Below are 15,287 nucleotides of genomic sequence, written 5' to 3' on the forward strand. Positions count from 1 at the left end.
TTTTTCTAATGCGATTATTCTTCTTGCTATATAAAACAAATTTCATTGTGTTATATGAAATTTGTCATTAAGGCACATGATTCTAAATTTATTGATGTACTTGAGATGGACTCACTTTTTGAATTTGAACAAGTATATCAAACGCTTTACCTAATGATATATCAACAGTTTTTGGTATATCAGGCCCTTCGGTAGTTATTCCAGCGAAAATTGGCTGTTGTTCGTTTAACCAAGTTTTTGTCACGCCGTTCGCCTTACGTAAATCAATAAAAAATTGATCTTTTTTGACCTGTCCAAAAATGTAGTTATAACTGTTTGGATCATCCGATTTTAATGTTCCATAGGGGCCAAATTCACCATTGCTATTCTTCACATTGTATTGTCCTTCATAAACTGACGTTCCAATAGATACGTACCGTTTTCCGTAATATTCTGCTAAATGCTGCCCTGCTACTTTAGGGTATATAAAAGAAAGCATATTTGTTTTCGAAACGTGTCCATTATGTCCCCATACAATGGTTTTTCCTAAATGTTCTTCAGTCCACTTCGCATTTTCATACATTGCAATATCATGTTTCAAATAAAAATCCGCTGGTTTATCAGGAGGTGTCGCTAACATTGTAGTAAACTGTTCAATAATACGAGCATTTTGCTTTATCCATACGAACTCTTTAGATTTCCCATTTAAATGACTTTTATTTTCCTCTAATAAAGCACTAATTTGTTTAGCATCTAAAACATACTTTTCTTTTTCTTCTTTCGTAAGGCTTTCAAAAGTATTCATATCCTTTGTTACAGGAATAAGCCCTTTTATCTTCTCTTCTACTCTAGGCAACAGTTTTGAATTGTTCGCTTTAATATATTCTATTATATTATTATAAACATTTTCGTTTACTGATTGAATGTCCATCCCGATGACACGTACTTTCGATTTATGTTTTGGATTAGCATTATATTGCCGAATCCAATCAAGTAAATCTAGCATTTCTTTCGTCTTAAATACAGGTGTTAGATGTTGGCTTGGGTTTCCCTTACCAGTAAGAACATATCGATCAAGTTCCAAGGCCCTGTCCCATCCCTCTTCTAAAACTAGATTGGTAAAGCCCTTTTCAGATACTAAATACTTAACAATGCGGTGTTTCATCGTAAAAACTTCATGAGCCCCATGCGTAGCTTCACCTAAACCTACAATTGAAGCTGAACCTACCATATCCTTAAGTGGTTTCAAATCATTAAGAGATGCAGTTGGATTAGTTGTTTTTAAAGGCTTTGCATGTGCTTCTAACCATTTCGTTATTTGATTTGTATTATAGGGAGCTGTAACAGAAACCTCTGTTTTCGAATCTGCATAAGTATTTCCTACAAAATGAGTCATTGTTATAGCAGAAGCAACAATTGCAATAATTATTTTCTTTTTCATAAAAAACCTCCTGAAATATTTACTTATAGCTTTTTGACATACTCTGCCAACTTCCGTTTAAAACATTCATTTTCTTATTACTGTTAAGATACATTTATTCTAGTTCCTAAAACTCACTTATTTCTTAATAGGTTCTTAAGAAATTCTTAATTCACTTATACGAATATAAAACTAAATAAGCTTCAATTCATTGTATTGTAAATTCCTCATTGCATAACATTATAATGTACAGATATTCGTTATAAATGATGTTATCTAAAGTATTCAATTTCAGTATGTATTATTAACGTAATTAATATATGGTTAATATGAAGTTCCAAATTTTGATTGTTTGTAGTCTCTTTATCATAGAGTTAATTTAGGGGTTATTTTTTGTTCACTTCATTTTTTTTGGCACTCTGCATCTAGACGGTATACCCATTGGCCACAGTTAGACTATTTCAAATCAAAAAAATAGATTACCTGCACACGAAAAAGTATAGTGCACAGGTAATCTATTTGTTTTTGAGATTAATAAAAACCTAATTTATCTTTTGAATTCTTCCATCAATAATAGACTGAATTGGTTCTTTTGATTTTTTTATATAATCTACTAATGCTTCAAAATCAGTTGGTCCTGTTTCAGCATCTTTACCGTTTTTAAAGGATACAAATCCATCTCCCCCTGAAGCTAGAAATGCGTTAGCAACGACGCTGTAAGTTTTAGAAGGAATAATTTCTTCTCCATTCGTTAAGCGAATACTTGTTACTTTTTCTCCATTGGGCTTGTTCGCATCCCAAGTGTATTGGATTCCTGAAATTTGAAGCATTCTTGTTATGTCTTTTTGCCATTGTTGATTTAAAATATCACGAATGTCTTGACCTGTTAAATTTACTTTTATTAATTGATTTCCGAATGGTTGAATACCATATATCTCTCCCCATGTAATATCACCAGCATCTAAGTCATTACGAATACCACCAGGATTCATAAGTGCAATTTGGGATTGCATTGTTGTACGCTGGGCATCAGCAACTAAATTTCCAAGAGTAGATTCACCAGCCGTATTGAGTTTGCGATCTAGTGGCGCAATAGACTTACCTACAACTTCATTAACAAGAGGTGCGATTTTTGCTTGATATTTCTCCATCTTCTTCTTTATTTTTTTATCAGGCTCTATGCCTTCATGATAAGTTGTAACAATTTCTGCTTTTTTCTCAACAATATCTTGTGTTTTACGATCAATCTTTACATCAACATCAGCAAAAGCCATACCATATGAATTTGCTTGTACGACAAGTTTATTATTAACAGTTCCATTTACATAAGTGTGGCTATGGCCACCAAAAATAACATCGACTTCTGGATCAGTCTCATTTGCTAATCGGACGATATCACCATTTGTTACGCCGTTCCCATCTGTTATACCTCCGTTATGTGCAAGAACAACGATAGATTTAACGCCTAGTTTTTTTAATTGCTTTACGGATTTGTTAATAGCTTCAACTTCATCTGTAATTTCTACATTCTTTAGCATAGTAGGCATAACAAGGTTAGGAACATCCGTTGTTACGACTCCGATAAATCCAACAGGAACTCCTTGTACCTTTTTTATAGTGAATGGTGGTAAAAATAAACGACCGGTGGATTTATTATAGAAATTTGCAGCAACATATGGGAATTTTGCTCCTTTAAAATTCCCTGTTTTCTCATGGTATCCACCATAAATAAGGCGGTTCATTTCTTGAACACCTTCATCAAATTCATGATTTCCTATCGTTCCAACATCGAATTTCAAATCATTTAGAAATTCAATTGTAGGTTCGTCTTGTAATAATGCTGAAACAGGAGTACTTGCTCCAACAACATCTCCAGCATGTACCTTTAATGTATTTGGATTTTGTTTTTCACGATCACGTAAATAAGCCCCTAAGTACTCAATTCCCCCTGCATCTTTATTGTTAATTTTTTTTACAGTGTCTAGTTGCCCATGAAAATCGTTAATACCGAGCATTTGTACATCTATGTAGCGGTTTGGTTCTGTACTTGCTTGGGCTGAAGGCATAGCAAATACACTAGTAAAAGTAACTGTACTTAATGCTAAAGCAACTGGAATGATTTTTTTCAACATAAAATTTCTCTCCCCTAATTAAAATCTGACATAATACGATGTTATTTTAATATATTAAGAGAATTATTTCCACAAAAATTCTACCAATTATAAAAATTAATAAGATTTTATTGTTTTCTGACAAGATATTTCTTCCTCAAAAAAATGTATATTTCTTTGTTTTGAGGATTATTCAAAATATTATCTTGATAGTAATATAACAATACTTCTAAGAAATCTAAAAAACTCTAATCAATATATTTTAGCTGTTAAGAAGAGTATTCAATCCAAAATTAATGGAGATTTATCAACCTAACATCTCAATATCACCATTAAAAAGATGCTCCTGGATTTATCCAAGAGCATCTTTTATAAAGCTTTATTTTAACTTGTTTATAATTTATTAATTAACAATTATATAGTTGTAATTAGTCCTTTAAAAATGATAGGAGTGCTTCATTAAATTCTTTAGCATGCGTTGCATTTAGCCCATGTGGACCACCCTTTATTAACGTTACTTTAGAATTAGGAATTGCTTCATGTGTTAATTTCCCACTATATTCATATGGTACAGTTGCATCAGAATCACCGTGAATAATAAGAGTAGGTATATTAAACTTCTCCAAGTCTTTTCTAAAATCTGTCTTACTAAAGGCGGTAATACAATCAAGTGTTCCTTTAGGTGATGCACTGGCTGCAATATCCCAATTATATAAACGGAATGGCTCACTAACTAAATCTGTTCGATTACCAGCTGCGAAAAATCCCTTAGTAAATTCATCAAGAAATGCAAGGCGGTCATTAATCACACCACTTTTGAACGCTTCAATTGTTGCATCATCTAATGCCCCTTCAGGATGATCCTCTGATTTGTATAAATATGGAGGTACTGCTCCAGCAAAAACAGCCTTTTCAATACGATCTGTTCCATACGTACTAATATACCGGGCTACTTCGCCTCCACCCATAGAAAAACCAACAAGTGTGACATTTTGAAGCTCTAAATGTTCTAATAGTTGATGTAAATCAGAAGTAAAGGTATCATATTCATACCCTTCCCACGGCTGAGATGATTTTCCAAATCCTCGACGATCATATGTTATAACTCTGTATCCAGCCTCAACAAGAGCGGGAACTTGGTATTCCCAAGATCGACCACTTAACGGCCAACCATGAATTAGTACAACTGGTTTTCCTGTGCCATAATCCTCATAATATATCTCAATTGGTTCTTGATTTTCGGTTCCTACAGTAATTTTAGCCATGCTTCTACCTCCAAAAAATATTCTAATATGTATCCTTTTCTTCAATAATCCGGATGAATGTCATAACCTATTCATGCACGTTTATGTTGTGAACTCTAAGTATGAAACTCTATTGTTCCAATGCATTCATTTTCTCCTTTTGGAACAATCCCCCCTCTAATACCTTTTTCATCAAAAAATAATTACTGAACATTACTCCTATTCAATTGTAATAACAAAAATAGGTGACTATCAATATTGTTCTATCTATAGGATGTATAGGTAAAACCAATCTATTTTATAGTGAAAACAACTATAGTTACGACCTATACGAATTATAGATAATTTAGAATTGATTAACGAATCAGTTTTCAAATACTATAAAATTGTATAGCACTTCATGTTCTGTGAATGCTGCTATAACCAATATTATTGGTCAGCTTAGTTATAAACGAAGAAACTTATGATAGTATCCGACTATTTAAACTTTCTTCGATTACTTAATTTTTAGGAGGAATACATAATGACTGATCTCTATTCTCGTATTAACAAAGATGATGCTGTTGTGCTTTTAGTAGATCATCAAACTGGTCTTATGTCCGGACTAGTACGTGACTATGGTGTTGATGAATTCAAGAACAATGTTTTAGCTCTTGCTCATACTGCTAAGTTTTTTGATTTACCAGTTATTTTAACAACAAGTTTCGAAAACGGGCCTAATGGACCTTTAATGCAAGAATTGGTTGATCTCTTTCCTCATGCACCAAAAATAGCTCGACCTGGACAAATTAACGCATGGGATAATGATGATTTTGTAAAAGCAATCGAAGAAACTGGAAAAAAACAACTTATCATCGCAGGCGTAGTTACGGACGTTTGTGTTGCTTTCCCGGCACTTTCCGCTATAAAAGCTGGATATGAAGTATTTGCTGTTACGGATGCTTCAGGAACTTTCAGTAAACAAGTTGCAGATGCTGCCAATACTCGTATGGCACATAGTGGTGTGCAACTTATGAACTGGTTTAGCGTAGCTTGCGAATTACAACGCGATTGGCGCAACGATGTCGAAGGTTTTGGCAATTTGCTTGCTAGCAATCTTCCAGGCTATCAAAATATAATTGGAAGCTATAGGGGAGCTCAGCGAGATCTTAGTAAACAAAATGCATAAAGTGAAACTTTAATCAGTGGGGGTTTTGTTCATCCCCCACTGATTATTAGTTGAACCAATCGGGCTTTTACAGGCAGTTGATCCCCCACCTAACTTCTTTGCTTCCGCTGAATTTTGAGGTGGGGGTCTTACTGCCCGTTAATGCGGGATAAATGTATCTCAAGGAAATAGCTTTAAATCACCTTTTTTAAAGTAGATAGTATGAATTTAGTGCTGATTAAATCAGCACTAAATTTAAATTAAAAAGTATAGCAGATCTCCAATTGACAGAATATACATCACTTTCAATAAACAATTAAAAAAGGAGCGTTTTATTATGAGTAATTTAGAATTGTTAAATCCGGAGAACAGCGCATTAATTTTGATTGATTTTCAACCTCAAATGACTTTTGGAGTTGCAAGTATTGATAGACAAACATTGATTAATAACGTTATGCTACTTGCTAAATCAGCAAAAACTTTTAACGTACCTACTATTCTTACTACAGTTGAGACACGCAGCTTTTCTGGTTATTTTTGGCCACAAATTCTTGACATATTCCCAAACCATGAAATTATAGAACGCAGTTCAATGAACTCTTGGGAAGACCCAAAATTTGTTGAGGCAGTTAAAGCAACAGGTAGAAAGAAATTAATATTTGCAGCACTTTGGACTGAAGTTTGCCTTGCATTCCCTGTGCTCGAAGTAATGAAAGCTGGCTATGAAGTGTATGCAGTTGATGATGCTTCAGGTGGTACTAGTCTGACAGCACATAACGCTGCTATGCGTCGTGTAGAACAAGCTGGTGCAATTCCAGTGACAGCAATTCAAGTTTTACTTGAATACCAACGTGACTGGGCACACAAAGACACTTATGATGCTGTAATGGAGATTGTAAAGGAACACACTGGTGCTTATGGTCAAGGTGTAGAATACGCATATACTATGGTGCACGGCGCGCTTCCAAGCAGGAAAATATGAAACAAGAAGGAGTAGCTGTCGAAGAGACTTATACAGGGAACACGATGGATGCTGGCAATCCAGTAACAACGATTGTTACATGGGAAATTCAAGAAGGTAGAGAAAAGCAGTTTGAAACATGGAGACATGAAATTGAGGCTGCCGCTACTAAATTCCCAGGGCATTTAGGTGTAAATCTAATAGTTCCAAATAACGAATCGAGAGAGTATACTGTTATTTTTCGATTTGATACGTATGAGCATCTACGTGTTTGGCAAGAATCAGACATTCGCCGGGATTTGTTAAAAACGGCAGAACAATTTCAAGTTACTAATCCGAGTTACAAAACTGAAAGTAGTTTGGCTTATTGGTTTGTTACTCCGAAAACGCCAGTTCCACCGCCAAAATGGAAAATGTCTATCGTTACCCTTCTGGGTGTATGGCCTCTTAGCATGTTAGTTCCTAAAGTGATAGGACCTATTATAAAACATATGAATCCTATTATGTCCGCTTTTTTCGTTTCTGTATGTATAGTGTCCTTGCTATCATGGGTAGTCATGCCGATTTTCGGTAAATTATTTCATCCATGGTTACAAAATAATAGAAAGTAGACGAGGTGTGAACATGACTTTACCGGATATGATCTTATATAACGGAAAAATTACTACCCTTGACCCTTCTCAGCCTGAGGTATCTGCTATCGCCATAACTGATGGTTTAGTCACTGCAGTAGGTGGAGATGAGCTTCTTAATAGTGCCACGGAAAAAACAAAGAAAATAGACCTTAAAAGAAAGAGAGCTATTCCAGGCCTGAATGACTCTCATATACACGTTATTCGTGGTGGTCTGCATTATAATATGGAATTACGTTGGGAAGGCGTGCCATCACTTTTTATTGCTCTAGAAATGCTCAAAGAACAGGCAAGGCGTACACCTGCTCCTCAGTGGGTAAGGGTAGTTGGAGGTTGGTCTGAATTTCAATTTAAAGAGAGACGGTTGCCAACTTTGGAAGAAATTAATGCCGTTTCTGAAGACACTCCTGTCTTTGTGCTACATCTTTACGATAGAGCACTTGTAAATCGTGCTGGGCTGCATGCACTGGGATATACAAAAGATACACCAGACCCTCCAGGCTGCTTAATTGAGCGGGATAAACGAGGTAATCCAACGGGCCTTTTAATTGCGAATCCTAACGCTTCTATTCTTTATTCAAGTTTGGGTAAAGCACCAGCACTTAATTTTGACGACCAGATTAATTCAACTCGCCATTTTATGCGCGAATTAAATAGATTAGGTATTACAAGTGCTATTGACGCAGGTGGTGGATTCCAAAATTATCCTGATGATTACAAAGTTGTTGAACATTTAGCCGAGAAGGAACAATTAACTTTGCGTATTGCTTATAATCTATTTACGCAAAATCCAAATCATGAATATGAAGACTTTGCTTCATGGGCAAAAATTGTTTCTCCAGGTCAAGGAACTGATAAGTATAAAATGAATGGTGCCGGAGAGATGTTAGTATTCTCAGCAGCCGATTTTGAAAAATTTCAAATGCCACGGCCTGAACTAGCTACGATGATGGAAGCTGACTTAAAGAAAGTAATTTCTCTATTGGTGGAAAACCGTTGGCCCTTCCGTTTACATGCAACTTATGATGAGTCAATCACACGTTTCTTAAATGTATTCGAGGAAGTTAACAGTGAAATTCCTTTTAATGGTCTACGATGGTGGTTTGATCATGCAGAAACAATCTCAGATCGTAGCATGGAACGTGTTAAGGCTTTAAATGGCGGTATTGCCATCCAAGACCGCATGGCTTTTCAAGGTGAATACTTTGTTGATTTATACGGAAAGGAAGCTGCAAAGCGTACTCCTCCGATTTATCGTATGTTAGACCTTGGTATACCTGTTGGCGCCGGTAGTGATGCAACTAGAGTTTCCAGCTATAACCCTTGGGTCGCTCTTTATTGGATGGTTGCCGGAAAAACCATTGGTGGACTTTCGATATACGATGAAAAAAATAAACTGGATAGAAAAGTAGCCCTGGAATTATATTCAAAAGGAAGTGCGTGGTTCTCTGGTGATGAAGGTAAAAAAGGAACCCTTGCAGTAGGTCAGTTTGCTGATCTTGCTGTATTGTCTGCTGACTACTTTACTGTGCCAGAAGAAGAAATCAAAAACCTTGAATCATTACTCACAATTATGGGCGGACAGGTTGTGTATGGAAATGATGAATTTAAAAATTTATCACCTGAATTGCCGCCAGCATCACCTGACTGGTCACCGACGGGAGTTTATGGTTATGGCGGTGCTAACCTAGCCAACACTATACTTTCTCACGATGCCCATGATAACAAGTTACATAGTTGCAGTAACCCTCTCCATCAACACACTCATACCGTAATAGGAAAAGATGGAACTAAATGGGGTATTGGTTGTACTTGCTTTGCTTTCTAAATCAAAACCACCGGTATAATGCCGGTGGTTTTCTTTCTGCAATAAGGATATGTAGATTCGAAATAGCATTGTATATCTCTATTGGAATCTATTACTATTTAATAGGACAAAAGAGTTGATAGCTTAAACTTGATTTGTTTTTTACATCCTTCTCTCCTTGCAAAGCCTACCCCTTTCCCTTAAGTAAAAGTCAAAAATCGATCACACCACACATATAAAGCCACTGCCCTTTGACTTTAATATTTGCTTTATCTTAAGACTTATAGATTTTTTCAAATTTCACACTAGAATCATTATTATTTCTATTACACTGATACTTTTTGCGAATCATTTAACTTCTGCATAAAGATGCGTGCAGCAAAACTTAAAAATTTATCATCAAAGTGAATAAGATTAATATCTTGACTTGGTGTTGGATCAGTAATACGAACTATGCTCAAAGTATCATTATTAACAAAGTTAACCAGTGAACGAGGTATTATGGCAACCCCATGTCCATTGTATACAAGGCTCAATAGAGAAATAGAAGATTTTGTTTCTATATTTGCTTCAGATAAAGATAACCCTAAACTCTCACAATATATTTTAATAGATTCACGACAACTACATGAAACCATTATTCTACTCAGCCCTACTAATTCTCGAAAAGAAACAAATGATTTTTCATTCAAAGGATGATTTTTTGGAATGACAAGGACGAGCTCTTCACTATACAAAAGGGTGTTTGTTAATGTGTCTGGAATTTGAGCACTACGTGTAATCCCAAAATCAATATTTTTGTCAACGATTTGATTTACGGCAACTTCGGATTCTACAATTTTCACTACGATGTTGGGATAATGTTGTTGAAACTTCATAATATAAGGTGTTAAATAAGTAAGGTCCTCTAATAGACCTCCTATAGTAATCACACCTCTTTTTACACCCTTTAATTCAAAAATTTCATTATAAACGTCATCAAATTGTTGCATGATAAATTTTCCTTTATCAAATAGCAGCTTACCCGCTTCTGTCATTTTGATACCTCTTCCAACTCGATGAAACAAAGGTGTATCAAGTTCACCTTCTAACACACGTATTTGTTGACTTAAAGTCGGCTGTGAAATACCTAGAACTTCCGCAGCTTTAGTAAAACTATTATTATTACAAACTTGAATAAAATACTCTAAATGACGTAACTCCATTCTTGATACCCACTCTCCGCTTTATGAAAGATTTATAATGAAAAGGACGATATGTATACGTGAACATAACAACTTTATTTCCTACTATATTAATTGCAATTACATAATTTCTTTATTTTGTACTACAATACATTTACTACTATTTATTAATTTTCCCTCCTATTTATTTAATTTATATTTAATTAGGATATTACTAAACAGAAATAACATCTAAAAACTTACACTTTCTGTGCGTAATATCCTAACTTTTTCAACTGTTTACTTATCATTTTTTCTCAATATAGTCCAAACTACCAAATATTTGCCGAATCCCCTCTCTATGCTGTGGAAAAATTAGTGTCACCAATTCAATACCTTCTGAAATAATTGATGCATACGTGATACAAAAACTTACAAGTAATATTTTGTCCTCAATTTTTTTATAGGCCGATCAGCTTTACTGTATAGTAGCTCAAGCACTGCAAATTCAGTTGCATTAAGTCCATAAATTTTTAAATCCTTTTCATACGTTTAGTGATTGGCTGTAATTCCCTTGATAATATAACAAATAACTTTAAAGATAAGCTCTCATAATTACCAATCCTTTACAAGTTATCTTGAATTCGAGATTTATTATATTATCGTCGAAATATTATGTCAATAATTCATTTTAGCGTTATCAAGCCACTTATAATTTATTTCTCAACATAAGACATATAGAATCGTTAGAAAATAACTGTTAATATATAGATATCTCAATTACGTTATTTTTTAGAGGGCTTGTTGTCTAGCGCAAGCTCTCTTTTTTCATAGTCTAAATGGAATTCGGACACATTTTATATGGTGAGTTTTGCCCTCTTTTAGCGATAGAGACAAAAAATCTGGTTGTGATGTAAAAACTTCAAAATAACCGCAAATAATCTATAAAAATCAGACATATTAATGAATATGCATTCAAGCGAATCCGGTCTGTTTAAATTTGATTATTGAACTATTTCTCTGTGGCAAAATAAAGCAGCGCTATGGTCGGAAAAGCGATTCCGATCCACAATGCTACACTCCATCCTCCGAAAAAGGATCCAACAGCAACACCCAAAAAGAAAATAGACATGAATAATCCATTTAAGCGACTACGAACTTCTGGTTGCAAAGAGAAAATCAAACGTTGACTTAAAACTGGAAGAGGAATATCGCACTCGATGTTTCCAGCCCCGTCGACTGCAAGCAAAGCAACTTCTAGAGAAGGGAATTCAAAGAGGAGAATTGAAAGAAAACCTTGATATTGAATTATCCATCGATCTCATTTACGGACCAATTTTTTATCGGTTGCTAGTAACCGGTGATAAGTTGGATGATTCCTATGTACATCACTTGGTAACAAGCGCATTCGATGGAATACGATAAACATGAATAACATTCGAAAAAAGAATTAAATGCGCCTTCCTCCTATACGAATAAAATTTCGCTTAACTTAATAAATAAAATATCTAATTATTTAAGCTGATGTATATGAGTCGGTCCCCCACATACATCAGCTTAAGAGTTGAGAATTACCCTAAATGAATGAACATGCAAAAAAATTTATTCTGAGGATTTTACGATATTTTATTTAATCGAAATGTGACATAACTCCTAATATTAGTCTTATTAAGACGCAAGCTCCCTCTCTTCTATTTTTTAATTGAATATTTTAGGTTTATAATGATTTATTTTTAAAGATAATTACCTAATTTATTAACTTATTTTAGAGTAAAAAATAGGAGAAGCCTATCGTGACAGACTCCTCCTAAAAAAACAACCGTTATATACATATTGAAAATAAATTTATTTTATTAATAATGAATATTCACCAGTGTTATCATCAAATTTATACACATTCAAATAATATTTCCCTGGTTTCGCTACGAATTTTCCCTTTATAGCATTTCCTTCATCTTCACCACAAGCTACGTAATTTTGCATGTCTGATTCATGATAAAGTACCCATGTCATCCCAATGTTTTGTTCATTTACCACAGAAATATCTACTTCTTTTGGAACTGTAACATCAAACGTATAAACATCTGTTTGATCAGGAGCAATCAGATTTCCTTTTACAAGCTTATTAAACGGGAGTACCTTTTCCTCTTCAAGGGATCCACCTGTTTGCGGATCTTGTTTTACAGTAACTTTTGTTTGTTCTTTACTTTCTTTTCCTCTACTATCTTTCACTGTTAGTTCCACAGTATATGCTCCTTTTTCTCCATATACATGGGTAGGGCTGACTTCTGTACTTGTTGTACCATCTCCAAAGTTCCATAGATAAGAAATAATTTTTCCATTTTCACTTTCTGTACCATCACTATGGAATTGAATTCCTTCATTTACTATCCCGCTATATGGTCCATTCATATTTACTATAGTCGTTGTTTTTTCTTTTTCCTCTGTTGCAACACCATGGAAAACAATATCATATTCAAATTGATTGGCTGCATTCACACGATAGTTAACAAAATAGGCTGTAACTGTTTTATAGCCGCTCCATCCTGTTTGAGACAACTGCTCCAAGGTTTGATTGACTTGTTTACTCATTGTTTTCCAGTCTTCAGACTCACCTTTTGATGTACTACCTATGTACTTGCCTTCTACAGTAAATGTGTTAAAAAATTGAGACTCATGTTTTGTGATTTTTGCATCTTTTATATTAGTTACATCGACAATTTCTTTCTTCACTTCAGCTAACGGCTTAGGTGCATGTTGTATTAAGTAATCATTTGTTACTTGTGGTACATTGTATTTATCTTGATTATCAATCAACTGCTGCATATACGTTTGATATTCTGTATTCAGCTGTGCATCTTTACTTAATGCTTCACGATACGCGTCATAATTTTTCACATCGTTTGCACGGATTAAATCCTGAATCTTATCAAAGGTTTCAAAGTGGTGATTATATAGATAAGACTGTAGTGCAAAGGAATAATTATAAAAATCCCATGATCCATATTTTGCGAACAAAGTTTGCTTTGCAGTATAACGGCTTGCCGGATCAGATGATAAGCCACTTATAATACTTTTACGTGGAACAACATTATTTGTACGTGTAGATCCTGCAAAGAATTCTGCATTCCCTTCTTGGAACCAAGTTAAGCGTTCATTTTGATATAGTTCTCCACTCCCAAATAAACCAGGAACCTCGTATCTTCCTTGTAAATAATGAGTGAATTCGTGACGGAATAACTCTTCTAGACTATAAATACTCTGTTTTGGTGTACGCTCATATGTAAAGAAAGTACCCTTCTCTTCAATATAAATACCGCCGTTGTTCGTTTCATATCCATATAATTGTCTATTTAATTGATAATCATCTGGATTATTATAAATTACAATTGTCAGCACATCATCTGCGTTACCTGGTTCTAGTGCTTTATCATTTCCAATTACACGGTGATATTGTGCCTTTACTTCTTTGGCTGCCCAATATAACCTTTTAATTTTCTCTTCTGTTACTTTATCGCCTGTCTTAAAAACAATAGATCCATCATCAAATGTATATGTTTTAGGTAAGTATTGTAACTTCCCTTCTTCACGTATTTTCTGTAAATCTACTGTATTTCCATCATAATCTTTTCCACCGTAGTTTGTTTTGATTTGCTCTACCGCTATAAAATAAGGTCCACTTAGGCGAGGATACATATTCATCGCTTGTGTAATAACTTCCAATCCTTTGTTTGGATTGCTATGAAATTTCCCTAAACGTCCTGCATAATAAATCCCATTATTAATTAGCCAACTATTCTCAGTTGTTAAATTCCGTATGAGAGCAATTCTACTAACCTCATTTATAAAGTTATCTATCTTTCCATACCACATTGTTGCATTAGGCTTTTTATTCGTTTCCTGCAAATAAGATTGTATATCATAATCAATACCTTTTACGATTTCATATACAGCTTGTTCTTTCATATAATCATTAGCATACATAGAAAGGTTATCATTAAACTGTTTTAAAATATTTGCCGCATACTGTACTGTTTCAGCATCACTAGAAGCATTACTAATTAATTTCCCATACGCAACTACTACTCTATCTTGCTCAGCTGTACCTAATGTAAAGTTTGGATTTTTTGCAATAGCTTTTAATGCTGGTAAACATTTGTCATGGAAGCTTCTCTCATTTAAGTAACCTACTTCATTATTAAAATATCCCACATAAAAAGCAGAACGTAATACTTCAACAAAAGTTTCAATTCCCTTTGAATCCTCTTTCGTAAAAGATGTCCCTCTTTGTCCTAATTCATCAATGATAACGTTCATACGTTCTTTATTTTGATAAAAAGCTTTCGTATCTTGATTGAATTGAAATAAGTCTGTAATTTGATTCCATGAAACTCTTGATAGCGTATCAATGAATTCACTATCAGACATTTTATTCAATTCTGCCAGAGTATAGCTTTGCTTTAATTGCCTTTCATCATGTTTCATCACCGAAGTAGGTCGTTGTGAAAAATCGCCTACTTTTAAACGCTCTTCAAAATTCAATGTTTCGTCCGCTTTTGTAGCATGAGCCATTTCATCTTTTGAAGTTTCTGTCCCAATCGGTTTCATCTGTAACGTATTATAGGGTGCTTTTTCTTCTGCGGATACCTGTGTTTGAATACTTCCAAATGATAATGCCATCGTACTAATACCGATCATCATTTGAGTAAATTTTAAATTCTTGTTCATAACATTTCCTCCATTTATATATTCCACCCAAAAATATAACATTTTATTTTAATAAATTATCATAAAATGTATTATTACATATTGTTTAATATGAA

Annotated in this window: 9 protein-coding genes and 3 pseudogenes; 5 read left to right on the forward strand and 7 right to left on the reverse strand. The window is 34.3% G+C overall.

The window, feature by feature from the left end; all coding sequences use genetic code 11:
* Positions 1–88: 88 nt before the first annotated feature.
* From N2V80_RS15495 to N2V80_RS15505, 3 genes are all read right to left on the reverse strand, one after another.
* Complete coding sequence (locus N2V80_RS15495; protein WP_000726838.1) at positions 89–1,420, reverse strand: erythromycin esterase family protein; 1,332 nt, start codon at positions 1,418–1,420, stop codon at positions 89–91.
* Positions 1,421–1,941: 521 nt separating this feature from the next.
* Entirely contained in the window at positions 1,942–3,531 is a 1,590-nt protein-coding gene (locus N2V80_RS15500) for a bifunctional metallophosphatase/5'-nucleotidase (RefSeq protein WP_061655835.1), read from the reverse strand.
* Between the two features lie 407 nt (positions 3,532–3,938).
* Complete coding sequence (locus tag N2V80_RS15505) at positions 3,939–4,775, reverse strand: bromoperoxidase (protein ID WP_001074330.1); 837 nt, start codon at positions 4,773–4,775, stop codon at positions 3,939–3,941.
* 502 nt (positions 4,776–5,277) lie between these two features.
* Here N2V80_RS15505 and ycaC point away from each other — a divergent pair.
* The 4 genes from ycaC (at position 5,278) to N2V80_RS15525 (ending at position 9,322) form a co-directional block, all read left to right on the forward strand.
* Positions 5,278–5,922 carry an isochorismate family cysteine hydrolase YcaC gene (gene ycaC, locus N2V80_RS15510; protein ID WP_000131214.1) on the forward strand — a complete coding sequence of 215 codons (645 nt, stop codon included), beginning with the start codon at positions 5,278–5,280 and terminating at the stop codon, positions 5,920–5,922.
* A 316-nt stretch (positions 5,923–6,238) separates the two neighbouring features.
* Complete coding sequence (locus tag N2V80_RS15515) at positions 6,239–6,883, forward strand: hydrolase (RefSeq protein WP_061654881.1); 645 nt, start codon at positions 6,239–6,241, stop codon at positions 6,881–6,883.
* Positions 6,880–7,473, forward strand: coding sequence for an antibiotic biosynthesis monooxygenase (locus N2V80_RS15520; protein WP_000806855.1), 594 nt, complete (start codon positions 6,880–6,882; stop codon positions 7,471–7,473). The genes N2V80_RS15515 and N2V80_RS15520 overlap by 4 nt, the downstream gene beginning before the upstream one ends.
* A 13-nt stretch (positions 7,474–7,486) precedes the next feature.
* Positions 7,487–9,322: an amidohydrolase gene (locus N2V80_RS15525; RefSeq protein ID WP_061654882.1), complete on the forward strand. Its 1,836-nt coding sequence runs from the start codon at positions 7,487–7,489 to the stop codon at positions 9,320–9,322.
* A gap of 305 nt (positions 9,323–9,627) precedes the next feature.
* Here the strand turns inward: N2V80_RS15525 and N2V80_RS15530 are convergent, their stop codons facing one another.
* The 3 genes and pseudogenes from N2V80_RS15530 to N2V80_RS15540 form a co-directional block, all read right to left on the reverse strand.
* On the reverse strand, positions 9,628–10,506 hold the full coding sequence (locus tag N2V80_RS15530; RefSeq protein WP_000423205.1) for a LysR family transcriptional regulator: 879 nt from the start codon (positions 10,504–10,506) through the stop codon (positions 9,628–9,630).
* Positions 10,507–10,724: 218 nt separating this feature from the next.
* Positions 10,725–11,087, reverse strand: a pseudogene (locus tag N2V80_RS15535) (MarR family transcriptional regulator).
* A gap of 389 nt (positions 11,088–11,476) precedes the next feature.
* Positions 11,477–11,662: pseudogene (locus N2V80_RS15540) on the reverse strand (MFS transporter); the annotation flags it as partial.
* Between N2V80_RS15540 and N2V80_RS15545 the strand changes: the two are divergent.
* Positions 11,650–11,889 (forward strand): annotated as a pseudogene (locus N2V80_RS15545) (TetR-like C-terminal domain-containing protein); the annotation flags it as partial. The pseudogenes N2V80_RS15540 and N2V80_RS15545 sit on opposite strands and share 13 nt — an antisense overlap.
* 420 nt (positions 11,890–12,309) lie before the next feature.
* On the opposite strand, the gene colA reads toward N2V80_RS15545, so the two are convergent.
* A complete protein-coding gene (gene colA / locus N2V80_RS15550; protein WP_061654883.1) occupies positions 12,310–15,192 on the reverse strand; it encodes a collagenase ColA in 2,883 nt (960 codons plus the stop codon).
* Positions 15,193–15,287: the final 95 nt, after the last annotated feature.

The sequence above is a fragment of the Bacillus sp. FSL W8-0640 genome, assembly GCF_038007725.1.
GTDB classification, from domain to species: Bacteria; Bacillota; Bacilli; order Bacillales; family Bacillaceae_G; genus Bacillus_A; species Bacillus_A cereus.